This window comes from Candidatus Sulfotelmatobacter sp. (assembly GCA_035504415.1).
In the GTDB taxonomy this organism is placed as follows: Bacteria; Vulcanimicrobiota; Vulcanimicrobiia; order Vulcanimicrobiales; family Vulcanimicrobiaceae; genus Vulcanimicrobium.
In genome coordinates this window covers 688,425-712,169 of the sequence record DATJRY010000011.1, presented here as the reverse complement: position 1 = coordinate 712,169, position 23,745 = coordinate 688,425, and the positions used below count along the sequence as shown (strand labels likewise).

Below are 23,745 nucleotides of genomic sequence, written 5' to 3'. Positions count from 1 at the left end.
CGACGGCACACCGACCGCTTTCGGGATCGGACTTCAAAGCCACCTCGCCGCACTGGCCGGCTCAACGACGAGCGGCAACGGCTTGCGCAGTCGCTGAGTCGCCTCGGCAACGGCGCAACGACGGTGTGATTCCGATGCCGTCGCCTCACGCCCCCGACGCGTTGTGCCGATACCCGGGTGGGAGCGCTCGCCCGCTTGGGGTGCCTAAAGAGGGCCGTCGAGGCGGGGACGTGAACCAATCCGCGTCCGATTTCAAGTTTTTGCGGTAGCCGAGGCGCCTTCATCGGGGTCCGGCACGCACGGTGCGATCCATCGGATACGGTAGCGGCGTCGTACAGGACGTCGCCCGAAGCCGCTCGTGAGGGACGTCGCGTTCGACGCGAACCCCGGGCCGAGCCGGCACTTGACAAACGAATTTTTCGACGTGCCCTCGCGGCATGTCATATGCGAAAGGCAAACAGTGCCAACAGAAATCCTCATATCGAGCGATCCGTGGGAAAATCGGGTCGCCATCCTTGAGGACGGGACGCTCGCCGAACTCTACTTCGAGCGCGAAGAGCGCGTCATCGGCTCCATCTATAAAGGAAAAGTACAAAACGTACTCCCCGGGATGGGCGCCGCCTTCATCGACATCGGCCTCGGACGCAACGCGTTCCTCTACGTCGACGATATCAACAAGACGCCGCTGAACATCGGCGACGTCGAGATCACCCAAGGCCGCTCCGGATGGACCATCACGGAGAAGGTCAACCGCGGTGACGACGTCCTCGTCCAAATCGTCAAAGAGCCGCGCGGCCTCAAAGGCGCCCGCGTCTCCACCAACATCTCGCTCCCCGGTCGCTACCTGATCCTCATGCCGACCGGCAAATACTCCGGCGTCTCGCGCAAGATCGAGAGCGTCGAGGAGCGCAACCGTCTCAAGCAGATCATGAAATTGATCCGCCCCGAGGGGATGGCGACGGTCGTCCGCACCGCCGCGGCCGGCGTCTCGAACGCCGAGCTGATCGCCGATCTCGGCGTGCTGATCCGCATGTGGCACGGCATCCTCGAGCAGTACAAGGCGGTGCAAGCACCGGCGCTGCTGCACAAGGACATGAACCTCGTCTACAAGACCGCGCGCGACTTCATCACGCCGCAGGTCAACAACGTGTGGCTCGACGACGCCACCGAGCTCGAAGACGTGCGCGACTTCATGCGCATGCTGGGGCCGCAGTACGTCGACCGCATCAAGTACTACGAGGGCGGCAAGAAGCTCTTCCACGACTTCAAGATCGACGAAGAGATCGCGCGTTTGATGAAGCCGACGGTGAAGCTGCCCTCGGGCGGCTCGATCGTGATCGAGTCGACCGAAGCGCTGACCGTCGTCGACGTCAACTCCGGTAAGTTCACCGGCGGCAAGAACCTTGACGACACGATCGTGCGCACCAACGTCGAAGCGGCCAGCGAGATCGCGCGCCAAGTGCGCTTGCGCGACATCGGCGGCATCATCGTGTGCGACTTCATCGACATGTCCTCGGAAGGCGATCGCAACAAAGTCATCGCGGCGCTGCAGGAGGGGCTGCGCAAAGACCGCACCCGCTCGACGATTCAGTCGTTCTCGCCGCTGGGTCTGCTCGAGTTCACGCGCAAGCGCGTCGGCAAGGATCTGGGCCAGCAGCTGCGCGGCAAGTGCCCGACCTGCGAGGGCCTGGGCAGCGTGATGTCGCCCGAGACGGTGACCATCGACGCCTTCCGCGCGATCGCCGCGCACCGCAACGGCGCGCCGCAGCACGTGCACATCGCCGCCGCGCCGAGCGTCGCCGCGCAAGCCGAGTACTGGTACGAGGACGAGCGCGATCAGCTGGCCACGCAAATCGGCGCGCCGATCGACGTGTTCGTCGATCCGTCCCTCCACCCCGAGCGCCCGCGCATCGTCTACGGCGACGCCGACCTCCCGACGCTGGCGCCGATTCGCGTCGGCGACGAGTTCGAGGTCGAGCTGCTCAACCTGCGCCTGCCCAACGCGACCTCGGCTGCGGCGGTCGTCGCCGGCCGCCTGGTCGAGGTCGAGAACGCGGCCAATGCGGTCGGCAAGACGATCAAGATCAAGGTCCTCGACGTCGACGGCGGCGAGGTCCTCGCCGAGCCGCGCACGCCGGTCGAACAGCAAGCCGCCGAGGCCGGCAAGAAGCGCCGCCGACGTGGCGGACGCGGCCGCAAGCGCGAGCTGACCGCCGCCGAGCAGGCCGCCGAGCTGCGCGAACTGGCCGAGGAGGCCGAGAAGGGCCTGGGCGGCCGGACCTCCATCGGCATCTCGACGACCGAAGAGGTCGCCGCCAAGCACAGCGGCCCCAAGACCACCGCTCAGAAGGCACTCGACGGCAACGTTGCGCTGCTGCCGGGCGAGTCGCTCTCCGGCGCTCGTGCCGGCGGTGCGCTGCCGGGCGAGAAGCTCTCGGGCGACCGCGTCGCCGCGGTCCACACCACCTCGACGCCCGCGCACGCGCCCGCGTCGGTCGCCGCCAATGGCGATGCCGCCGGCGACGAGGCCGGTATCGGCGGCAACGGTGAGCGCAAGCGCCGCCGTCGCCGCCGTCGTGGCCGCGGTGGTGCCGCCGGTCCGGGCGAGGTCGCGGCCAGCGCCGCCGCTCCGGCACGGGCCGGGGTCGCCATCGCCGAGCCGGAGCTCGACGAGGACGAGGACGACGAGGACGAGGTTGCCCAGCAGCCGGCGGTCGCCGCCGGCGCACCCAACGGCGAGGGCGAGCGCAAGCGCCGCCGCCGCCGTCGTCGTCGCCGCGGTCGCGGCGGCGTGGGCGCCGACGGGCAGCCGTTGGCCGCCGGTGCCGCCGAGGGCGCCGCGCCGCCGGCCAGCACCGCCGTGCCGGATCGCCACATCTTCCGGGTCGACTCCGGCGGTTGCGCCCACCCGACCGGCGAGACCGCGCCGCCCACCCCCTCGCGTGCGATCGCACCGTGGAACCGCAAGCGCGGTGACGTCGCCGTCGAGCCGCCGCCGCCGTCGCTGACCGCGCCTCCGGCATCGAACGAACCCGTCCGCGCCGCGCGTCCCTCACGCCGCCGCCGCTCGCCCGAAGAGCGCGCGCTGGCCGTCGGTGGTCATCTCGAGACCGCGCCGCCGCTGCCCGCCCTCCCGGCGGGCCGCCGGGCCGCGGCCGAGCTGGAATCCGCCGAGGTCGACGCCGAGCTCGACGCGACGACGGAAGACTTCATCGCCGATCAGCCCGCGGTCAAGAAGACGACCCGCGGCCGCAAGGCCACGACGTCGACCGCCGGCGCCGCCAAGAAGACCGCCGCCAAGAAGACGGCCGCGACCAAGGCGCCGCCGCCGAAGGCGACCGCCGCCAAGAAGTCGACGGCCACCGCCAAGAAGGCGCCGGCCGCGAAGAAGGCCGCCGCGCCCGCCAAGAAGACCACGGCGAGCGCGGGTGCCAAGAAGACCACGGCCGCCAAGAAGGCTCCGGCCAAGAAGGCGACCACCAGCCGCAAGAAGACCTGATCGCTCGGGTCGCTCGCGACGCCAAACGAAAACGACCGCGCCCCGGACGGGACGCGGTCGTTTCGTTTTCGCGTGGCGGGCGCTACTGGTTCGCGGGGCTCGCCACCGGCGCGGGCGGCAGCTGCGCGAGGCGGCCGTTGAGGTAGTTCAGCGCGGCGACCAGCTGCGGGTCTTGCTTGGGATCGCCGGGCCGGATCTTCTCGTCCTTGGGCAAGGCGCTGGCGATGTCGGGCTGGATGCCGATGGCGTTGATGTCGCGGCCCTTGGGGGTGAAGTAGCGCGCGGTCGTGATCTTCACCGCCGAGCCGTCACGCATCGGGAAGATCGTCTGCACGACGCCCTTACCGAAGGTCTTGGTGCCGACCAGCTCGCCGACGCCGCTGTCCTGGATCGCACCGGCGGTGATCTCCGAGGCCGACGCGGTGTACTGGTTGACGAGCACGGCCAACGGGCGCGGCGCGATCGCGTCGTTCTCGGCATCGTACTCGGTGTCGGTGCCGGCGCGCGACTGCACGCTGACGATCGGGCCGCTCGAGATGAACTTCGAGCTGACGTCGACCGCGGCGTTGAGGTAGCCGCCGCCGTTGTAGCGCAGGTCGAGCACGTACGCCTTCGCGCCTTCCGAGTCGAGCCGCTTGAGGGCGGTGTTCAGCTCGTCGGCGGTCGTCGCGCCGAACACGGCCAGCTGCACGTAGCCGACGTCGCCGGGCAGCATCTTGGAGAGCACGCTGGGCTGGTGGATCTCGGCGCGGGTGATCGTCACCGGCGCGAGCGTCTTGCCGTCGCGCAGGATCGTCAACGCGACCTTGGTGCCGGGCTCGCCGCGCAGCACGTCGGTGACTTTCTTCTGCTGCACTTCGAGCTGCGTCGCGCCGGAGAGGATCGTCGTGACCGGCTTGCCGTCGATGGCGACGATCTCATCGCCCGACTGCAGGCCCGCCTTGTCGGACGGCCCGTCGAGGATGACGTTCTCGACGACCAGGTTCTTGGTCTTGTCGTCGATCGTGTACGAGATGCCGACGCCGCCGAACGAGGTGCCGTCGAGGCCTTCGTTGAGTGCCGCGTACTCCTTGGGCGAGAGGAAGACCGTGTAACGGTCCTTCACCGAGTTGAGCACGCCGGCCATCGCGGCGTAGGTGATCTGCTGCGGGCCGCTGATCGAATCGACCGGCTTGACCTTCGCGCCGTACGCGACGACCGCGTCGCTGACTTCGTGCTGCAGCGCTTCGGCGTTCTCGGTGTCGTTGGCACCGGCGTGCACCGCGGGCAGCTTGACGTTGCTCAGGTGCGCCTGCTTGGTCAGATACGTCAGCATCGCCGTGCGCGCGCCCTCGAGCGCGGCGCTGCGATCGACCGTCTTGTAGAAATCACCGGTCAGGTGCGCGTACGTCGAGACCAGTTCTTCGGTTTGCTGCGGCGAGAGGCCGACCGTCGGAACGGCGGCGGGCACGCGCGCGGTGGCGAGGGCGAGCAGGGCGGCGGTGGCCAAGGGAACGAGGCGATTCATCAGGCGTCCTTTTTCTCGATGATCTTTTTCGCGGCATTGAGCTGTGCGTCGGCAGGCGTATCGATGATCGGTTGGTCGACGCGTTGCGGGACGACGACGTCGGGGATGATCCCCTTGTGCTGGATGTCGCGGCCCTTGGGGGTGAGGTAGCGCGCGGTCGTGATCTTGAGCGCGCCCTTGTCCGGCATGGTGTACAGACTCTGCACGACGCCTTTGCCGAACGTCTTGGTGCCGACCAGCGTGCCGACCCCGTAGTCTTGGATCGCGCCGGCGGTGATCTCCGAGGCCGACGCGGTGTATTGGTTGACCAGCACCACCAGCGGCTTCGCGTCGACGGCATGGCCGGTCGCGTCGCGCACTTCGCGGTCGCCCGCGCGGTCGATGGTCGAGACGATCGGCCCCTGCGGGATGAACAGGCTCGAGACGTCGACGCCGGCGTCGAGCAGGCCGCCGCCGTTGTTGCGCAGGTCGAGGATGTAGCCGCGCACGTTCTGCGCCTTGCCGTCGAGCAGCGCCTTGCGCACTTCGTCGGCCGAGGTCTGGCCGAAGTCGGCCAGGCGGATGTAGTCGATGTGGTCTTCGATCTCGGCGCGCACCGAGGGGACGTGCACTTGCGCGCGCGTCACCGGCACGACGTCGGTCTTGCGCGAGGTGTGGCGGCGCAGCGTCAGGTTGACGACGGTGCCGCTGGGGCCGCGGATCTCGCGCTCGACGGCGTCGATCTTCTGGCCCATCGTCGAGTGGCCGTCGACGGCCAGGATCGTATCGCCGGTGCGCACGCCGGCCTTGATGGCGGGATTGCCTTCGATCGGATCGACCACGATCGCGCCGGTCTTCTGATCCTGCACGATGTAGACGCCGATGCCGGCGAAGTTGCCGCCGTCAAGCTGCTCGTCGAGCTGGCCGATCTCTTGCGGCGAAAGATACGTCGTGTACGGATCGCCCAGACCGCCCAACATCCCGGTCAGCGCGACCTGCGTGTAGATGGTCGGCGTCGCGACGTTGCCGTAGCGCTTGGTCACCGTCGAGAGGGTGTTCTCGAGCACGCTCAGGTCGTGCGCACGATCGCCGGTGGCGACCGCCTGCGGCACGCGCGGATCGGCGACTTTGTGCAGCTCCAAGAACTTGGTCAGCGCGGTCTCTTCGCCGCGCACCAGCGCTTGATCGGGAACCGGCTTGTAGTAGACGTGCTCGACGCGCTCGTAGGCTTGCGCCAACATCGTGTGCGGGTCGTTGCCGCGGTCCAGGAAGCTCTGCAGGTCGAGGCCGACGACGTGCTGTCCGTCGCCGAGCAGCACCGTGGGCGCGTCGGCGGCGGCGCCGGCGCGGTCGAGATAGGCGGCGCCCGCCAGGGCGGCGACGACGACCACGGCAACGGCGGACAAGACTCGGGTACGGGCGGTCAAACGATATCCTTCGGACGACGAGCTCGGTACGAGGTGGAACCCACCTACGTCGGACTTTGTTCCAGTCGCTTACCGGTCTTTAACGCTGATCCGGGAGGCTTGGACCTCCCTGTGGCCCGTCGGCCTGACCACTTCGCTATTTGAGGAACGACATGGGGTCGACCGGGTGCCCGTCCTGCATGACCTGGAAGTGAACGTGCGGTCCGGTCGCGTCGCCCGTCGCGCCGGCGGCGCCGATCGCTTGCCCGCGCTGCACTTCTTGTCCGACCGAGACGAAGATCTGCGAGAGGTGGCAGTACATGGTCGAGAGGCCGCCGTGGTGGTCGATGGCGACCATGTTGCCGCAGTCGCCCTCGTAGCCGGCGACGATGATCTTGCCGGCCGCCGCGGCGGCGACCGTCGTCCCGGTCGGGACGCCGATGTCGATCCCGGCGTGCAGGATCATGCGGTGGTAGACGGGGTGCATGCGGTAGCCGAACGGTGAGGTGATCGGCCCGGAGACCGGCCACATCAGCTCGCCCGGCGCGCCCGGCTCGGGCGGCAGCTCTTCGCCGGACAGCAGCGCCGCGCGCCGCGCCTGCTGGTAGGCGAGCTCGGCCTCGCGCTGCTTCTCGCGGATCAGGCCCTCGAGCTCGGCCTCCTCGGCCTCGGAGATGTCGTCGAGCTGCGTGACCTCGGTCTGCACCGAGCGCCGCTGGCTGTCGGCCGCGGCGACCAAGTTGCGGCGCTGTTGCGCCAACCCGTCGAGCGCGAACCGCTGCTGCTGCTGCTGCGCCTCTTCCGTCTGCAGTTCGGTCTGCGCGCCCAGCAGGCTGGCCTGGATCAGCGCGACTTGCCGTTCGTCGGCCCGGCGCGCGCGAATCGTCGCCTCGTTGGCCTTCACCAGGTAGCGCACGTCGTTCCAGCGCTCGACGAAGTCGGTGAACGAGCGCGCTTGCAGCAGCACGTCGATGTAGCCCAGGTCGCCGCGCTCGTACGCGTCGACGAGCCGACGGTCGAGCGCGTCCTGATGCCGGCGCAGCGTCGCCTGCGCGCCGCGCAGCTGCAGCTGATTCCACGCCAGTTTGCGCTGCGTCGAGCGGATCTGCCCTTCGGTGCCGCCGAGCATCGCGTTGACGTGCCCGATGTTGCGGTTGGTCTCGTTGAGCTGCGCCTGCAACGCGGCCTCGCGCGCCTGCGCGCCGCTCAGCTCGGCGCGCTTCTCGTGCAGCTTGGCGTGGATGCCTTCGATGCGCGCCCGCTGCGCGGCGATCTTGGCGTCGATGGCGCGCGTGTGCGCCGGCGAAACGGAGACGCCGCGGTGATGATGCGTCGTCGTCGTGGCCAGCGCGGGCGGCGCGGCCAGGGCCAGCAGTGCGATCAGCGCGAGCGGGCGGCGCAGCGCGTTCACGCCAGCTCCTCTTCGGTGACCACCACCGAGCCGCGGCGGCGTTTGGCTTCCTTCTTCACCTTGGCCGCGCGCTCGGAGATGCTGCGGTAGGTGGCGCCGATCGGCGAACGCGAGCCGGACACGACCGCGATCGAGACCGTGCAGTACGGCACCCGCGTGTCGCGTTGCAGCGAACGGATGCTGCGGTCGAAGGCCGCGACGATCGACTCGCCGATCGTCTGCGCCTTGGCGGGTTCGGTGACCAGCACGAAGTCGTCGCCGCCGACGTGACCCAGAAAGTCGTCGCGCTCGCCGCTGGTGCGCAGCACTTCGCTCGCGACCCGAGCCAGCATGCGCAGCACGTCGTCGCCCTTGGCGAAGCCGAACGCGTCGTTGAACGCCTTGAAGCCGTCGAGGTCGACGTAGAGGACGGACCACGGCGCGGTGCCGGCGATGCGGCGCTTGATCTCGGCCTCGATCGGTCCGTTGCCGGGCAGCTTGGTCAGCGGTTGCACCGCTTCGACCTCGGCAGCCCGCTTGATCTTGCCGCGCACGCGCGCGATCATCTCTTCAGGCGCGAACGGCTTGACGACTACGTCGTCGGCGCCGGCCTCGAGCGCGCGCACGGCCTCGTCGGGCCGGTTGCGCGCGGCCAGCACGATCAGCGGGACGCGCGCGCCGTCGGGATGGGTGCGGATGCGGCGCACGACCGTCGGCCCGTCGTCGTGCTGGGCCAGGACGTCGACGACGATCGCGTCGGGGCGGCCTTGGTCGAGCGCGGCCAGCGCGCCCGTGCCGTCGCGGGTGTCGACTACCGCGTAGCCGACCACCTCGAAGTTGGCCCGCAGGATGCCGCGCAGGCGGCTGTCGTCGTCGACCAGCAGGATCGTGCCCGCGGCGTCGCTCACGCGCGCAGGTGCCGGCCGACGCTGAACCAGGAGGCGACGAGCCCGACGGCCGCCCCACAGCCCAGCAGCTCCCCCGCGAGCTGCAGCTCGTTGACGTGGAAGGTGACGAACTGCAGCGTCTGCGCCAGCCGCGGCACGATCTCGTGCTCGGCGGCGGCCAGGACCGCGATCGCCAGCGCCGCGCCGAGAACGCCCGCCAGCATTCCCTCGGCGATGAACGGCATTCGGATGTAGGTGTTCGTCGCGCCCACTAACTGCATGATCGCGATTTCACGCCGCCGTGCGAAGACCGTCAGGCGGATCGTGTTGGCGATCACCACGGCCGCGGAGAGGGTCAACAGGCCGATCAGCGCGATCCCGGCCCGCCACAGGATGGCCGCGGTCTTCAGTAGCTTGTCGACCGTGTCGGCGGCATAGTCGACCTTGGCGACCCGCGGATCCTTGCCGATGTGGGCGGCGACGGCCGCGACCTGATCGGCGTCCTTGACCTTGACGTGATAGGCGTTGGGGAGCGGGTTCGCGGTCAGCAGCGAGGTGTCGAAGTCCTTGCCCAGGACGTCGTGCATGTGCTGCAAGCCGTCTTTCTTGGGGATGTACGTCGCCGAGGCGACGCGCGGATCGCGCGCGAGATCTTGCGCGAGCCCCTGAGCCTGCTTGTCGTCGACGCCGTCTTTGAGGTAGACGGCGATCTCGATCTGCGAGAGTACGCCGTTGCCGAACGTCGTCAGCGTGTCGCGGACGTAGAGGAACGAGCCGAGCAGCACGATCGTGACCGCGACGGTCCCGATGGCGGTGAACTGCATGCCGGCGTTGCGGGTGAAGTTCGCGAAGACTTCACCCAGGAAGAACCGCAGTCTGCCCCAGTCCACGGAAATAGTAGCCCTTCTCGTCGTCGTGCAAGATGCGGCCATGCTCGAGCCGGACGACGCGGCGCCGCATGCGGTCGACGACGGCCTGGTTGTGCGTGGCGACCACGACCGTCGTGCCTTTGAGGTTGATGCGCTGAAGCAGCTCCATGATCTCGGTCGTGTTGGACGGATCGAGATTGCCGGTCGGCTCGTCGCACAGGAGGATCTTCGGGTTGCCGACCAGCGCGCGCGCGATCGCGGTGCGCTGCTGCTCGCCGCCCGAGAGCTCGTCGGGGAACATGCGGCTCTTGTGCGAGAGGCCGACCAGATCGAGCGCGCGCGGCACCATGCGCATCAGGTCGCGCGTGCCGACGCCGGTGACCTGGAGCGCGAACGCGACGTTCTCCCAGACCGTCTTGCGGTTGAGCAGCTTGAAGTCTTGGAAGACCACGCCGATGTTGCGGCGTAGCCGCGAGACTTTGCCGCGGCGCAGCGTGTCGACGCGAATGCCGTCGACGGTCACTTCACCACGGTCGGGAACCTCCTCGCGGTAGAGGAGGCGCAGGAGCGACGACTTCCCGGTGCCGCTGTGGCCCACCAGGAACACGAAGCTACCTTTTTCGATCTCGAGATCGACGTCGTCCAGCGCTCGCGTCCCATTCGGGTACGTGAGCGACACGCCGCGGAGTCTGATCATGCTATCGACGGTACTCCGGCGCAGGTTTGAAGAGGTATTGGGCGGCGCACGGCTTAGACCTGCGATCGACCATGAATTTCGACCTCACCGACGACCAGAAAGCGATCCAAGACCTGTGCCGAGACTTCGCGCGCAACGAGGTCGCGCCACAGGCGGAACGCAACGACCGCGAGGAGCGGTTCCCGTACGATCTGGTCGCGAAGATGGCCGAGCTCGGGTTGATGGGTCTGCCCTTCCCGGAAGAGTGCGGCGGCGCCGGCGCCGACACGGTGAGCTACGCGCTCGCGGTCATGGAGATCAGCCGCGCCGACGCCTCGACCGGCATCACGCTGGCTGCGCACGTCTCGCTCGGGGCTTCCCCCATCTATTTGTTCGGCACCGAGGAACAGAAGCAGAAGTGGCTCGTCCCCCTGGCCAAGGGCGAACGCCTGTGGGGCTTCGGCCTCACGGAGCCGGAAGCGGGCTCAGACGCCGGCAACACCCAGACCCGAGCCGAGCTGCGGGACGGCCGCTGGGTGATCAACGGGACCAAGGCCTTCATCACCAACAGCGGCACCGACATCACCGGCGGCACCACTATCACCGCCGTCACCGGGGTTGGGGCCGACGGGCGGAAAGAGATCTCGAACCTGATCGTCCCGCAGGACACGCCCGGCTTCACCCGCTCGAAGAAGTACGCGAAGATGGGCTGGCGGGCGTCGGATACCCGGGAGCTGTCGTTCGTCGACGCGGCGGTGCCCGAAGAGAATCTGCTCGGGCCGCGGGGGCGGGGGCTCAAGCAGTTCCTGACCATCCTCGACGGGGGTCGGATCTCGGTGGCGGCGCTATCGGTGGGCGTCGCGATGGGCGCGTACGACGAGGCCTACAAGTACGCCACGCAGCGCCGCGCGTTTGGCACGACGATCAGCAAGTTCCAGGCGATCCAGTTCAAGCTCGCCGACATGCTGATGGAGATCGAGCACGCCAAGCTCATGGTGATCAAGGCCGCGTGGGAGAAGGACAACAAGCGGCCGTACGAGCTGTCCGCGTCATTGGCGAAACTGTATTCGGGTGAGGTCTCGCGTCGCGTCGTCAACGAGGCGGTGCAGATCCATGGGGGGTACGGGTTCATGGACGAGTACCCCGTCTCGCGCATGTACCGCGATCAAAAGATCAACGAGATCGGCGAGGGGACCAACGAGGTGCAGCGACTCGTGATTGCGCGGATGATCGGCTTGTAGCGAAGAGGATCGGTTCGCGGAAGGCCCTGAGTGCAACCCGAGTATGAGTTGCTAAAATGTAACCGCTATGAACGCATCCTTACTCTCCGTGGGCCGCATCGATGAAGTCTTTCCCGGGGTTGCGGCCTACGCAAGCGACGCAATGCTTGGTCGCGCGCTTTTATTGAGGACGAGGCCCGCTAGAGGCTAGCCATTAGCGCCTCTCGTCGTGACGGGACCACGGGTCCGCGGTGCAGAGCGCATCTGCAGATAGGTCGCGTGGCCCGTGGAGGCCACCGTGTTCGCGGCTCGCGCTGGACGAAGCTCTGGACTACTCATAGCCGACCTATTTGCCGGTGCAGGCGGAATCACCGCAGGGTTTCGTGCCGCTGGATTCACCCCGGTTGCAGCAGTCGAAAGCAATAAGTGGGCTGCACGTTCATATTCCGAGAATTTTGGAAATCACATTTTTACTTGCCGCATCGAGGAAATGTACGTTGAGCGCAGTTCTGAAGCACTCAGGTGGAGTCTCCCAAATATCTCGCTTTGGCCGATGGATCTTGAAACACCGCGAATCGATGTACTTGTCGGTGGCCCGCCGTGTCAGGGATTTTCCCCGCTCGGGCGGATGGGTGACTGGAAGTATGAGGACCCGACGAACAAGCTTTGGAAGCACTACGTCCGGGTCTTAGACGTAGTACGCCCGAAGGTCTTTGTAATTGAAAACGTACCCGAGTTTTTGAAGTCCAGCGAATTCGAACTGCTGACTAAATGTGTGGTGGACCTAAACTATGACGTCGCATTTCAAGTACTCAACGCGTCAGATTTTGGCGTCCCACAACGGCGGAAGCGGGCAATCACCATTGGGAGTCGGATAGGGGCGGCTTCGCTACCGAAGCCTGAAGTTGCGTTGCGTCGCACGGTACGCGACGCGATAGGAGACTTGCCCATATGGCCGGACGGCAAGAATTGGCACATCGCGCGTAGGCCAACCGCGATTTCCCTCGAGCGGTATAGAGCGGTACCGCCTGGCGGCAATCGCTTTGACTTGATGCGATCGCGACCGGACATTACGCCAAGATGCTGGCTCAACAAGACAAGCGGAAGCACCGACGTGTTTGGCAGAATGAAGTGGGACGAGCCTGCGCCGACGATCCGCACCGAATTCTTCAAGCCCGAAAAGGGACGCTATCTCCATCCCGAAGCTCATCGGCCCATCACAATTCGTGAGGCAGCAAGACTGCAAACATTCCCGGATGACTTTATCTTCGTGGGGTCGAGCGTCCAAGCGGCGAAGCAGATCGGAAACGCTCTTCCGGTGGAGTTGAGCAGACAAATTGCTATTCATGTACGCCGCATGCTGTCCGTCGATGTCATGAGCTACCGCTCGCCGTGACGAAGCGTTCAGGGTTGACCATCGAGCTAGGCCCGCAATTATTTCCGAACCGGGCCACTGGGACTTCGTGTTGGCCCAAGCGGGATTACCCGTTAGATAAGCAGGTCGAGAACTAGATCGGAAATGTCGCGGAGACGTCGTCCATGGACGATGGTGTTAAGCATATCCAATTGATCCTCATTGCCGATCGCGGTAAGGGCTTCGCGTAGCTCTGGCAGCGCAGCGTGATACACGAAATCGACGTCGCCAGTTCCGAGAGCGAGCGAAGATAAACGCGTGGGCAGCGGCTCGGCCGTAACCGCAACGATTGACGGCGCTCTCCCCTTGCGATTACGCAGAAGGTTCAGTGCCTCCGTTCGTGTATTTTGAGCACGGTCAGAACGCATCGTAATCTTGCACGAGACGCTCGCGTGAAGAAGTGGATGTCCATGACTGAGCTGAGCATCATCAAGCAGCGGAGAGAGGTTTCCGACGGGAGCCCCGTCTTGTCGACCAACATCTTCTCCACGCAACGGGCTGCGATACACGACGATATCCGGCTTTACGATGAACTGCTCGGAAAAGATTGTCCGCAGCTCCTTATTGGCCTCCAGGGCGGTGCGAATGTCGTTCATGTGTGCATATTGGTCAAAATTAGAGATACCGAACTCCGTCTTCCAATGCCAATTACCAGGGCGAATTTCGGCGCCGAGGCCGAAACCGCGCTCCAAGAAATCACGAACTGCGAACTGGAATAGCTTTCCCGAATCCTGAGCAGGCTCCGATGCGGCAAACTCCCCCGACAGTCTCGAGGCCCACTCCCATGAAATGGCGACAGACGAAGCGTTGTCGACGTCGGCTACGCTCACTGCACCGTCGACGTGTGGGCCGAGTCGACTAACGATTGATCGTTTCAAGCCCGACTTTGGCTTCACCCACAAGATGCTTGTCTTGATCTGGCTCAGGAAATCTGCGCGTGCCTGAGCAAGCTGCGGAAGTAGGTCGTTCATTGGGATCTCCGATACTTCGCCGCGACTCCGTCAGCAATGGATTCGGCTAGTTTCAGCTCGCACTGCCATACCGTCATAGTGGCGATTCCACGCTCGGCGAGTTGAGCGAACACATCTGCGTCACGAGTGCGATTGCGCGTGATCTTGCTCTCCCAAAATTCGCGGTTTGTCACGGGTAGCGCGCCGCGCCGACAATCGTGCCCGTGCCAAAAGCATCCATTGACGAAGATGGCGAGGTGCAGACGAGCGACGTAGAGGTCGGGCTTCCCCGGCAGGTCGGGACGGTGAAGTCGATAGCGGACGCCCCGCGCGGAAAGTGCGTGTCGCACGACCATTTCCGCGGCTGTGTGACGCGTCCGAACGCGCGACATTTGCTCCGACTTCGTCATTTGTCGAACACGGATTTGAGGAACTCAAAGATCTCCTTTTGCTCAAATCGGGGCAGCCTACGAACCTGCGCCATTGTCTTATTGAGGTTCGGTCGATCCGGCCCTACATTCGACTCCGCCTCGTTACATCGGGCGCATAGGGTGATGCAGTTTCCCATCTCGGTTGCGCCCCCATGCGATTCGGCTTTGTTGTGACCGATGTGCAGCGTTACCGTCCGTCCATTGTCGTAGCGTTGGCCACGGGCAATTCCACACGACTGGCAGGTGTAAGCGTCGCGCGCGAATACTTCGCCGCGAAGGCGGTTTGAAACGCCAGCGGCATTTTGGGGTGTCCTCCGCGCTTGCGTGGGGAACCAGTATTCGTCTGGACGCAAGTCAGCGCGGTCGCGTGCGCTGAGAATCGTGTATCCTCCGAACTTTGCCTTCCGAAGTTCACGGAGGCGCCGAGTCCAGCTATCCCCTCGGCTGGCACCAAGCATCGTAGCAAGCTCCGCGTTCTTCAGCGGGCGCTCGGGGTTCGCGAGGAAGAATTCTAGGAGCCGCGCACGATCGACGTCATTTCTACGGAGCGGCCTTTTGTCGTTCTTTGATGGGGGTTGCTTGCTGCTCTTGTTGGACACCCGCAAGAACCGTTGATCGAACGTGGATCGCGATCCTTCGCCCCAACTCTACCGGGACCGCGTTTCCGATCTGCTTAGCGACCTGTACATTTGAGCCGACGAAGGCGAATTCGTCCGGGAAGGTCTGAAGGCGAGCGGCCTCTCTGATCGTTATCGGGCGGTGCGCCTCAGGGTGTAGGTAGCGACCCTTCTCAGGCTTGAAGAATTCGGTTCGAATGGTAGGCGCGGGTTCATCCCACCACATACGCCCGAAGACGTCGGTGCTTCCAGACTTCTTGTTCAGCCAGCATTTCGGCGTTATGTCGGGCCGATTCCGCATTAGGTCGAAGCGATTACCACCTTGCGGCACCGCCGCGTAGCGCTCACGCGACTTAGGCGTGGGATTGCGGGCAATGTGCCAATTGTCTCCGTTTGGGAGGAGCGGTAGATCGCCGATAGCGCCGCGTACAGTCGGACGATGTTCAAGAATAGGAACGGGTAGCGACGCCATACCTACACGGCTACCGACCACGATCGCGCGACGACGCGCTTGCGGAACACCGTAAAACGATGCGTTAAGCACTTCGGACTTCACAGAATATCCGAGCTTCTTGACGTGCCGACGAAGTCGTTCAAACTCGCTCGACTTAAGTAACTCTGGCACGTTTTCCAACACGAACGCTCTCGGGAGCACAATTTCCAGCACGCGCGCGTATTCTCTCCACAGCTTGTTACGGGGGTCGTTATAGTCCCAATCATTCATCCTGCCGAGGGGCGAGAAGCCCTGGCACGGCGGCCCGCCGACTAACACGTCGATCTCCGGCGTCTCGAACCGAAGCGGCTGGCCGCTTACGTCTCGACCAGACCAGACTAGATGATCGTGCAGTCGACTAACGACAACTTCTTCAATTGGGCACGCCATTACGTGCTCACCGAAATTGGCAGCGTACGTACATGCTGCCCATTTATCGAACTCGACGGCGGCAATAGGAGTGAATCCCGCTTGCCGGAATCCCTCGGTCAGGCCGCCCGCGCCCGCGAAGAGGTCGGCAACATAGAGACGGTGCGGCGCACGGTGAATCCGACGGTTACCAGGCGTAACCGGCCTCTTGTCGGCGATGGCGATTCTCCTCGAGATCCGGGAAGATATCCCGGGAATTGTCCACAGTATATCCAGAGCTCGTGCGCCAAACAAGTGTTCGGCACGATTTTGCTGCGCTGTTGCTGATCGCCGCCTGGGGTAGAGCGCTCCTCTCAACGGGGGGACATCTGAGGAATTTGGGGATGAAAGAGATGCTCCACGTGGGAAGGCTGACCTTATGGAAGAGTCGGTTCCTAGCTCTCCTCGAGATCGCTTTCGCATCGAGATCAAGGTCAGTAGAGATCAAAAAGAGCTGATTAGGCGTGGGGCGGAGGCGTCGAAGCAAGGCGTAAGCGAATTCGTTCGCCTTGCTGCAGAGCAAGCGGCTAAGGAAGCCCTCAGGAATCGCTAAATAGTCGGCGCGTCAGCGTCGATGGCGCCGTCGGGCTGTCCGATTCGAGCTCCTGTGCGGTCAATGGCGACGCGGCCAAGGTTTATGGCCTGCGCCGTCTCTGTAGCGTGAGACCCGGGTCGAGTTGGCGTACCCTGCGGGCTGGTGGGGAAGCGCGGCGTAATCTGCGCTCCGATCGCGCTTCGGGCCTATGCGGACCGGTTCGACATCAATGCGGACGGCTAAACTGAGCGGTCGACAGAATCGGAGCCTTAGGCAGCTTCCGGCCGGGATCGAACGCGTAGCGCGTATAAGCCAGGCGACAGAACTTGCCGGGGCGGCGGAGATGCCAGGCAGCTGTCACTGCGTTAGCCTATCGTGGCGATGCAATGTCGCAGGTGGGAATATGAGCTTTCAGTTCGAGAGACGCCGACTCGGACAGGCTAGAATCGGCATTATTACCATCACGCACGAAGAGTTCGACCACGCGCGACGGATCTTTGGCGTCAGCGCTGCACTCCACGGGACGCCATATTTCCTGGCGCCATCTGAAGACACAGGTCAACCTCACGTGGTTGTCTGCCAGGCGAGCAGTCGTTCGAACCTGCCAGCTTCGCAAACCGCGTCGCGACTAATTGAGGCGTGGCGCCCGGAATACATATTTTTGGCGGGCACCGCCGGCGGCGTGCAGCAGAAAGAGGACGCGAAGAAAAGCGAGCAGCTGAATTTAGGAGACGTGATTATCGCCGACTACATAGACTATGTCGAATATGCGAAGCTGACGGACAATAAGATCATTCCGCGTAAAATTGCATACGACCATCCGTCGATGCATCTGCGAATGAATTTCGTTACGTCGGTAAGCACGGAGAAACGCTGGCATGAACATATCGAACGGGCGCGGCCGGATCAAAAGAACATCCATCCCAGTATTCATGTGGGCAACGTTGCGGCAGGTGAGAAGATTTTTGCCGATTACGCTGGCGAACACCAGATTAAACTCCTAGAGCTTTTCGATAAAGTAATCGCCTTTGAGATGGAATCATACGGCGTCGCCAGTGCCATATGTGAAGCACGATGTTCTGTAGATTATAACCCGCAGTTCCTAACTATTCGCGGGATTTCAGATTTCGTAAACGCTAAGACTAGCAATGCTGACCGCGATGCTTGGACAGATTACGCCGCTAGTGCTGCCCTCTCATTCGCCCGCGCAATCACAGACGCTTTGCAAGTCCACTTTAGTGAGCGCGACGCCTTCAGCAGATTAGAGAAATGAGGCCCACGGACGGCACTGCTCTGCTTGATCTTCGCGAGAGCCTTCTCCGGGCTGCATCAACATTTCCGTTGCCGACTCCCGAATTCACATATAGGATCGGCTGGTTTGCTTCTTACGAGCAGTTATTTGCTGGTCAGCCCGACGCGGAAACGGAAGCTTCGACGCTCGCCGAAGGTGCGCTTGTCGCGGGTCGCGTGATTCTCTCCGGCAGAGGCGGCGGAGCTAAATCCGTTGCCCTTCGTCGTCTAGCGCGTTCACGATTAGAGCACGGCGATATCGTTACCATCATAGATATGAAACGCTGGAGCCGTTCAGATGTTGACGAATGGAACCTTCTTCTTAGTGCAACCGAGCGCGTCGACTTCTTGCTTTCACGCCTTGGCTCCGGTGAGCTTAGTGTCCGCCGCCTGGCCGCGTTGCCCCCGCATGTGCAGCGACTTATTCTCGTCGACGGTCTGAACGAAGTGCCTGCAACGGCAGGGCAGCAAGTGCTCGAAGCGCTGGAGCAATTCATTCGCTATTCTCCCAACACGGGCACAATCGTCGCCGACCGCCTTGTCCGCAGATCGTTTCCCGACGTGGAGCGCTGGCACTTGGCATCAATACTTCCTATTGACGACGAACAGGTTCGGCGCTTGCTTCAGGAAAAGGTGGGAAATAGCGCGCGCTTTGATACAGGCGATCGTGATGCGCGGGCGATGCTCACAAATCCGTATTTCCTCGACGCGTTGCTTGGTGCCGGTAGCGAAGCGACAAGTCTGGCAGCGCTAATTCGTGATCTATTTGTAAACCACGCTGGCCTTGATTCGACTGAGTTGATCAGCGCTTCGAAGGCTGCATTTCTAGCGTACCGAGAATTCGCATCCCGTACGTTTCCGTTCGAGGCGTTCTTGGCCAGTGCTGGTACAAGTGCCGCAGAGAAGTTGACAAGTAGTGGTCGACTTCTCGTCGATGGTGATCGTGCTACTTTTGATCATCATCTCAATCATGACTTCCTTGCGGCAGCCTTTGTGGTCGCGGATTCAAAGCGCTGGAGCAATGACTTCCTCGATGCGATAACGTTTAGCGCAAGTTCATTCGATGCTCTGGCCCTCGCGCTTCAGCAGATTCAAGATGTCGCAACGGCCGACGCGTTCGTGCGACGTATATACGATTGGAATATTTACGGAGCTGCGTATGCTCTCTCTGAAGGGAGGACGCCGGATTCTCCACAAGGGCGCGTAACTACGGAGATGGAGATCGTCATGTTAGCCATGCTGGCAATAAGACGATGGGATCTGATCACGGCAACGGCGACTCGCGCTCGGGACGCGCTTAGCCTTTTCCCGTCATCTTCTGCTGGGCCTTTCCTAAGCGCGACAGAAATAGGAGACGTCGTCAGGCTCGTCGACGCGACTCCGCCCACCTCGGATTTGGCCACGGGCTGGTTTAACGAATGGAAGCTATTATTTTCCGGAAAGAGTTTGTTCGAGCCGGGCGAGGCTGCACAACTAATTGCAGCTGATGACATAATTGGTTGGACCTTCGCAAACGCGGTTAGGCGGAATCCGCTCGAGCAATCTCTTCGCGATAACCTCATATCTAAGCTTAAAAGCCCGAATAGCACCGTTCGCTGGAGGATTGTCCATGCTCTAGGGCTCGATCCCGATCCCAAAACTGCCGAAACTCTGGAAAAGACGCTATTGAGCGATATCGACAAGTGGGTTCGCTACGGGGCAATACGTGCATTGGTCGAGATAGCGGCTCTCGGGAGCTCTGAGCTGAGATCTTCTGTTATGCGGTGGATTCGAGATCATGCTGGTGAGTTGCTTGCACAAGACCGGGTGGTTCGCGAGCTTAAAGCAGCTGTGGCGATTGAGCCAAACAGAGCTCCGGCTGACTGGCTCACTCAGGCGATGAGCGTAGTCGAGGCATTCTACGAGCTCGATACCATCAATTGATGGTAAACGACTTTGGGAGCGGCTCGGATACGACTTGCGTGGGCTCTATGGCGCCAATTGAACCGGCCCGCGAGGCTTTCGCCGAGGCGCTGCACGCGCTGAGTGCCGCCGCGTGGAATGCGCGAGACAATGCGCATGTGATTGGAAGAACGCGAGTAGGATCAGCCGTGCTCTCTGCGTCGGGGCGTTTATATGCTGGCTGTAATGTTGAGCATCGCTTTCGATGCCACGATGTGCATGCAGAGGTTAATGCGCTGACGTCGATGGTCACCGGTGGTGATAATACGGTTGTCGCGATGCTTATCGTCGCGGAGCGCGACTTCTTTATGCCGTGTGGCGGATGCCTGGATTGGGTTTTTGAGCTCGGATCCGGAAGCACGCTGATCGGTTTCCAGAGCCAGCGAGAGGCACAGGTGGAGCTTAGGTACGCTCGAGAATTAATGCCGCACTACCCTCGATGATCTCGAGGCAGCACTTTGGCTAACGCTACAAATCACGACGTAGCTCACGACAAATAGCGTCGAGCCGCGAACCTCCGGGTGGATGCGGGGCGGGATTTCGAAACGGGTTGGGCGCGCGACGCTCGGCGTTTCGGGCTTGGTAGACGATCGGCTAGCGAGCAGATCTGTGCGACAGCCGGTGCCTACTGATTGGTCCGATGCGGTAGGTCGACAGTACGCGTCTGCCGCAACTTGGGGGTAGCGACAACGGCGTGGCTCGGCCTGGCCGAGCGGCGGCGGAGAGCTCGAGGTGCCTAGTCCTGCGAGCACGGCTCACGACGCGGCACGCGCGGTCGGTATTAGCGTCGATAGCGGAAGTCGCGACTTTTCAGATGCAACACGCGAGGTTCTACGCCGGTGTTGGTGACCGGAATGGTCGAACACATCTTTGAGGATCCCTGCCGCAAGTGCGCTTGGCACGGTTTACTGGCTTCGATATACTTACTGTCGAGTTCCGCGCGCGCCGAGGCCATTCAGAGATCGCTCAGACTTTCGGCGCGATGATGGGTATTGCTATGCTGATCGCGAAGGCGTGATACGTCATGCGTGTTTCGATGATTGTGCCGATCCTCGCCACGGCCGCCGTGGCCCTCTCAGCACCAGCGAGCGCTCAACTAACTGATGGCGCCAAAGCGCCCGAGTTCACCGCGCTTGCCGCCCTCGGTGGTGATGTACAGACGTTTGATCTCCGGGCTGCACTGGCCAATGGGCCCGTGGTTTTGTACTTCTTCCCAAAGTCGTTCACCAAAGGCTGCACCATCGAGGCGCATGCCTTCTCTGATCATATCGCTGACTTCAAGAAGCTCGGCGCGACGGTGATCGGGGTGAGTGCGGACGACATCGAGACCCAGAAGAAGTTTTCGACCCAGGAGTGCCGGTCGAACTTCCTGGTCGCCAGCGATCCCACCCTGAAGATCGCGGCCGAGTACGATGCGAAGATCAACGACCAGTACGCCAACCGCACCTCGTACGTGATCGCGCCGAGCGGGCAGATCGTCGAGGCGTACACCGACATGGAGCCGCTGCCGCACATCGACAGGGCGCTGGCGGCCCTCAAGAGCCTCCCCGCGCACTAACGCGCATTCGATCCGTCGCCGTCCGCGCCCGTGTGGCAGGACGGCGACGGTGGCAGGCCGTACCGCACGCTCAGCCTCCACTGTGGAGGTCAACCTATGACGGGAGGTAGGTTTATGCGTATTCTTGGTTTGTTTTCGGTCATCGGCGTCGCGCTTGCGGCGCCGTTTCTGCTTTCCACGGCGCAGGCGTCGGCGGCCGCGTGCAAGGACGTGCCGACGATCATCCACAGCGCCGACCTTGCCAATAACACGGCAGACGGTGGTCACGTCAAACAACACGTGCTCGGCGAGACTCCGCCGGTGGGGACGTCGCAGGCCGGCAAGACGCTCTTTGCCGACAAGGCCAAGTACGCCGCGGCATGGCGGCAGTACACCTACTACGGAACGGCTCAGTGCGCCGGCGGCTCAGAAGGGAAGGTCGCCAATCAGACGATGACGCTCGACCAGCTGCATATGGGGCATCTCGACGCGTACTCGTGCACCGCGGCGAATCCGAACGGCACGTGTAGCGCAAAGACGTTGTACATGGCGCACTCGATAACGTACGGCTTCAAGTTCACCGGCGGAAAGTGGATCCTCAATACGTGCTATCCGATACCGGCTACGTGACCTCGCTGTCCTCGGCGCGCATCCACGGGAGGCCGTCGATCCAGCGCAACACCATCCGCTCGTAGTCGAGTCCGAACGCCAGCGCGAGCGCACTATACGTGGTGTGCTCGCGCGCTTTCGGCAGCAGCACTTCGTAGACGGCGAGGCGCTCCGCATGGATGCGGCGATGTTCCGTGCACGCATCGACCAGCGCCTGCGGCGGCACCGCTTCGCCGAAGAAAATGGTGAGCAGCAGCGGGAAGCGGATGATCTCGTCGCCGGGCATCCGCGCGATCCAGGCGTGGAAGGCGGCGCGGCCGGCCTGCGTGATCGTGCAGCGGCGGCTCTCGCGCGGGCCGCTCGCGCCCAGCTCGATCAGGCCACGATCGGCCATCGTCTTGAGCTCCCGGTACACCTGGCTGCGGGTGAGGCTCCAGAAGTGCCCGATCGACTCCTCGAAGGCGGCGTAGAGCTCCCAGCCGGTCTGCGGGCCCCGCAGCAGCAGCCCCAGGAGCGAGGCCGCCGTCGCGTTCAGGTCGCTTGACAGTCCACTTTGCTCGGTAGTAGCCTCGACGTGTCGTTCGGACATTCCACTTAGATACGTGAGGTGCGCGATGAATTCCACCCTGGCGGCCACCTCGGCCGGCTTCGGGCTCGGCCTGGCCTCGCAGAACCACGAGATCGCCGTCGACCGGCTCCCCCTCTCCGGGCGCCTGCCGGACTGGCTGACCGGGACGCTGCTGCGCAACGGGCCGGCGCGTTTCGAGGTGGGCGCCGAGCGCTATCGCCACTGGTTCGACGGCCTGGCGATGATCCACCGATTTGGGATCGCCGACGGTGCGGTCTCGTACCGCAACCGCTTCTTGCGCACGCCGGCGTTCCTCGAGGCCGAGCGCAGCGGCCGCATTGCGAGCAGCGAGTTCGGCACGAACCCGCAACGCTCGTTCTTCGAGCGGCTGCGCACGCTTGGCCAGTCGAGCAACGGCCACAACGCGAACGTAAACATCGTCCCGTTCGCCGGCGACTACCTCGCCCTCACCGAGACGCCGGAGCCGGTGCGCTTCGACGGCACCACGCTCGAGACAAAGGGCGCGCTCGCGTACGACGATCAGGTGCGCGGCCAAGTGACGACGGCGCACACGGTCTACGATCCCGTGCGCCGGGCCACGTTCAACATCGTCATCGAGATGGGCCGCAACGCGACCTACAAGTTCGTGCGCATCGACGACGGCACGCTGCGCCGCACCGTCGTCGCAACCGTCACCACCGATCAGCCCTGCTACCTGCACGCGTTCTCCGCGACCGCGGAGCACCTGATCCTGGTCGAGTATCCGCTGATCGTGCGGCCGCTGGATCTGCTGCTGATGCGCAAGCCGTTCATCGAGAACTACCGTTGGGAGCCCGGCCGCGGGACGCGCATCCACGTCGTGCGCAAGGACGGCGGCGCGCTGGTCGGCACGTTCTCCGCCGAGGCAATGTTCGCGTTCCACCACATCAACGCGTACGACGAGGCCGACGCGATCGTCGTCGACATCGCCGCCTATGACGACGCGACGATCGTCGACGATCTCTCGCTCGACCACCTCTTGCAGCCCGACGGTCCCCACATCAGTCGCGGCGAGTTCCGTCGCTACCGGCTCACACCCGGCCGTGAGACCGCCGACGTCGAGATCCTCGCCGTCGAGACGACGGAGCTGCCGCGCGTCGCGCGCGAGCGCATCGGGCAACCGTATCGCTACGCGTACGGGATCGACTGGCCGGCCGGCGCGTTCGACCACATCGTCAAGGTCGACACGCACACGCGCGACGTCATCAGCTGGACCGCGCCGAACACCTACGTCGGCGAACCGGTCTTCGTCGGCCGCCCCGGCGCGCAGGACGAAGACGACGGCGTGCTGCTGTGCGTCGGGCTCGAGGCCGCCGCCGACCGCTCCGCGCTGCTCGTGCTCGACGCCCGCACACTGACGGAGCTGGCCCGCGCCGAGGTCCCGCAGACCATCCCCTACGGCTTCCACGGCATGTTCCACTAGGCGCGCTGGCGCCGACCAGGCGCCTCTCCCAGCTGACCCGAAAAGTTTTAGCTGACC

18 protein-coding genes are annotated in these 23,745 nt (G+C 63.7%); 9 read left to right on the top strand and 9 right to left on the bottom strand.

Features of this window, described 5'->3' with window-relative positions:
• Nucleotides 1–358 precede the first annotated feature (358 nt).
• On the top strand, nucleotides 359–3,499 hold the full coding sequence (locus VMD91_09675; GenBank protein HTW84324.1) for an Rne/Rng family ribonuclease: 3,141 nt from the start codon (nucleotides 359–361) through the stop codon (nucleotides 3,497–3,499).
• Nucleotides 3,500–3,581: 82 nt separating this feature from the next.
• Here VMD91_09675 and VMD91_09670 read toward each other — a convergent pair whose 3' ends face one another.
• From VMD91_09670 to ftsE, 6 genes are all read right to left on the bottom strand, one after another.
• Complete coding sequence (locus tag VMD91_09670; protein ID HTW84323.1) at nucleotides 3,582–5,006, bottom strand: S41 family peptidase; 1,425 nt, start codon at nucleotides 5,004–5,006, stop codon at nucleotides 3,582–3,584.
• Nucleotides 5,006–6,391, bottom strand: a complete 1,386-nt coding sequence (locus VMD91_09665; GenBank protein ID HTW84322.1) for a S41 family peptidase — start codon at nucleotides 6,389–6,391, stop codon at nucleotides 5,006–5,008. Before VMD91_09665 ends, VMD91_09670 begins: the two co-directional genes overlap by 1 nt.
• Nucleotides 6,392–6,548: 157 nt before the next feature.
• The gene (locus VMD91_09660; GenBank protein HTW84321.1) at nucleotides 6,549–7,802 is read right to left on the bottom strand and encodes a peptidoglycan DD-metalloendopeptidase family protein; all 1,254 of its coding nucleotides are present in this window, start codon (nucleotides 7,800–7,802) and stop codon (nucleotides 6,549–6,551) included.
• Nucleotides 7,799–8,689 carry a response regulator gene (locus VMD91_09655; GenBank protein ID HTW84320.1) on the bottom strand — a complete coding sequence of 297 codons (891 nt, stop codon included), beginning with the start codon at nucleotides 8,687–8,689 and terminating at the stop codon, nucleotides 7,799–7,801. The genes VMD91_09660 and VMD91_09655 overlap by 4 nt, the downstream gene beginning before the upstream one ends.
• Complete coding sequence (gene ftsX, locus VMD91_09650; GenBank protein ID HTW84319.1) at nucleotides 8,686–9,558, bottom strand: permease-like cell division protein FtsX; 873 nt, start codon at nucleotides 9,556–9,558, stop codon at nucleotides 8,686–8,688. The genes VMD91_09655 and ftsX overlap by 4 nt, the downstream gene beginning before the upstream one ends.
• On the bottom strand, nucleotides 9,524–10,234 hold the full coding sequence (gene ftsE / locus VMD91_09645) for a cell division ATP-binding protein FtsE (protein ID HTW84318.1): 711 nt from the start codon (nucleotides 10,232–10,234) through the stop codon (nucleotides 9,524–9,526). Before ftsE ends, ftsX begins: the two co-directional genes overlap by 35 nt.
• Before the next feature lie 71 nt (nucleotides 10,235–10,305).
• Here ftsE and VMD91_09640 point away from each other — a divergent pair, with 71 nt between their 5' ends.
• Together VMD91_09640 and VMD91_09635 are read left to right on the top strand one after the other, a co-directional pair.
• Entirely contained in the window at nucleotides 10,306–11,454 is a 1,149-nt protein-coding gene (locus VMD91_09640) for an acyl-CoA dehydrogenase family protein (protein HTW84317.1), read from the top strand.
• Between the two features lie 265 nt (nucleotides 11,455–11,719).
• The gene (locus VMD91_09635) at nucleotides 11,720–12,829 is read left to right on the top strand and encodes a DNA cytosine methyltransferase (GenBank protein ID HTW84316.1); all 1,110 of its coding nucleotides are present in this window, start codon (nucleotides 11,720–11,722) and stop codon (nucleotides 12,827–12,829) included.
• Between the two features lie 92 nt (nucleotides 12,830–12,921).
• Here VMD91_09635 and VMD91_09630 read toward each other — a convergent pair whose 3' ends face one another.
• Both VMD91_09630 and VMD91_09625 read right to left on the bottom strand, forming a co-directional pair.
• The gene (locus VMD91_09630) at nucleotides 12,922–13,818 is read right to left on the bottom strand and encodes an NgoMIV family type II restriction endonuclease (GenBank protein HTW84315.1); all 897 of its coding nucleotides are present in this window, start codon (nucleotides 13,816–13,818) and stop codon (nucleotides 12,922–12,924) included.
• Nucleotides 13,819–14,768: 950 nt separating this feature from the next.
• Nucleotides 14,769–16,169, bottom strand: a complete 1,401-nt coding sequence (locus VMD91_09625) for a DNA cytosine methyltransferase (protein ID HTW84314.1) — start codon at nucleotides 16,167–16,169, stop codon at nucleotides 14,769–14,771.
• Between the two features lie 515 nt (nucleotides 16,170–16,684).
• On the opposite strand from VMD91_09625, the gene VMD91_09620 reads away from it, so the two are divergent.
• From VMD91_09620 to VMD91_09600, 5 genes are all read left to right on the top strand, one after another.
• Complete coding sequence (locus VMD91_09620) at nucleotides 16,685–17,554, top strand: hypothetical protein (protein ID HTW84313.1); 870 nt, start codon at nucleotides 16,685–16,687, stop codon at nucleotides 17,552–17,554.
• A 68-nt stretch (nucleotides 17,555–17,622) separates the two neighbouring features.
• Nucleotides 17,623–19,494, top strand: a complete 1,872-nt coding sequence (locus tag VMD91_09615; protein ID HTW84312.1) for a HEAT repeat domain-containing protein — start codon at nucleotides 17,623–17,625, stop codon at nucleotides 19,492–19,494.
• Nucleotides 19,494–19,955 carry a hypothetical protein gene (locus VMD91_09610; GenBank protein ID HTW84311.1) on the top strand — a complete coding sequence of 154 codons (462 nt, stop codon included), beginning with the start codon at nucleotides 19,494–19,496 and terminating at the stop codon, nucleotides 19,953–19,955. Before VMD91_09615 ends, VMD91_09610 begins: the two co-directional genes overlap by 1 nt.
• 581 nt (nucleotides 19,956–20,536) lie before the next feature.
• The gene (locus VMD91_09605) at nucleotides 20,537–21,070 is read left to right on the top strand and encodes a peroxiredoxin (protein HTW84310.1); all 534 of its coding nucleotides are present in this window, start codon (nucleotides 20,537–20,539) and stop codon (nucleotides 21,068–21,070) included.
• A 114-nt stretch (nucleotides 21,071–21,184) separates the two neighbouring features.
• The gene (locus VMD91_09600; protein ID HTW84309.1) at nucleotides 21,185–21,679 is read left to right on the top strand and encodes a hypothetical protein; all 495 of its coding nucleotides are present in this window, start codon (nucleotides 21,185–21,187) and stop codon (nucleotides 21,677–21,679) included.
• Here VMD91_09600 and VMD91_09595 read toward each other — a convergent pair.
• Complete coding sequence (locus tag VMD91_09595) at nucleotides 21,672–22,247, bottom strand: helix-turn-helix transcriptional regulator (protein ID HTW84308.1); 576 nt, start codon at nucleotides 22,245–22,247, stop codon at nucleotides 21,672–21,674. The two genes, VMD91_09600 and VMD91_09595, sit on opposite strands and share 8 nt — an antisense overlap.
• 25 nt (nucleotides 22,248–22,272) lie before the next feature.
• Here VMD91_09595 and VMD91_09590 point away from each other — a divergent pair, with 25 nt between their 5' ends.
• Nucleotides 22,273–23,688, top strand: a complete 1,416-nt coding sequence (locus VMD91_09590; GenBank protein HTW84307.1) for a carotenoid oxygenase family protein — start codon at nucleotides 22,273–22,275, stop codon at nucleotides 23,686–23,688.
• Nucleotides 23,689–23,745 lie beyond the last annotated feature (57 nt).

What these genes read in the sequence shown, in the direction of transcription:
- VMD91_09600 (HTW84309.1), top strand. Translation starts at nt 21,185, where the DNA reads ATGCGTATTCTTGGTTTGTTTTCGGTCATCGGCGTCGCGCTTGCGGCG.
- VMD91_09620 (HTW84313.1), top strand. Translation starts at nt 16,685, where the DNA reads ATGAGCTTTCAGTTCGAGAGACGCCGACTCGGACAGGCTAGAATCGGC.
- VMD91_09595 (HTW84308.1), bottom strand. Translation starts at nt 22,247, where the DNA reads ATGTCCGAACGACACGTCGAGGCTACTACCGAGCAAAGTGGACTGTCA.
- VMD91_09590 (HTW84307.1), top strand. Translation starts at nt 22,273, where the DNA reads ATGAATTCCACCCTGGCGGCCACCTCGGCCGGCTTCGGGCTCGGCCTG.
- ftsE (HTW84318.1), bottom strand. Translation starts at nt 10,234, where the DNA reads ATGATCAGACTCCGCGGCGTGTCGCTCACGTACCCGAATGGGACGCGA.
- VMD91_09610 (HTW84311.1), top strand. Translation starts at nt 19,494, where the DNA reads ATGGTAAACGACTTTGGGAGCGGCTCGGATACGACTTGCGTGGGCTCT.
- VMD91_09630 (HTW84315.1), bottom strand. Translation starts at nt 13,818, where the DNA reads ATGAACGACCTACTTCCGCAGCTTGCTCAGGCACGCGCAGATTTCCTG.
- VMD91_09640 (HTW84317.1), top strand. Translation starts at nt 10,306, where the DNA reads ATGAATTTCGACCTCACCGACGACCAGAAAGCGATCCAAGACCTGTGC.
- VMD91_09670 (HTW84323.1), bottom strand. Translation starts at nt 5,006, where the DNA reads ATGAATCGCCTCGTTCCCTTGGCCACCGCCGCCCTGCTCGCCCTCGCC.
- VMD91_09625 (HTW84314.1), bottom strand. Translation starts at nt 16,169, where the DNA reads ATGCGAAAGCGATCTCGAGGAGAGCTAGGAACCGACTCTTCCATAAGG.
- VMD91_09605 (HTW84310.1), top strand. Translation starts at nt 20,537, where the DNA reads ATGCGTGTTTCGATGATTGTGCCGATCCTCGCCACGGCCGCCGTGGCC.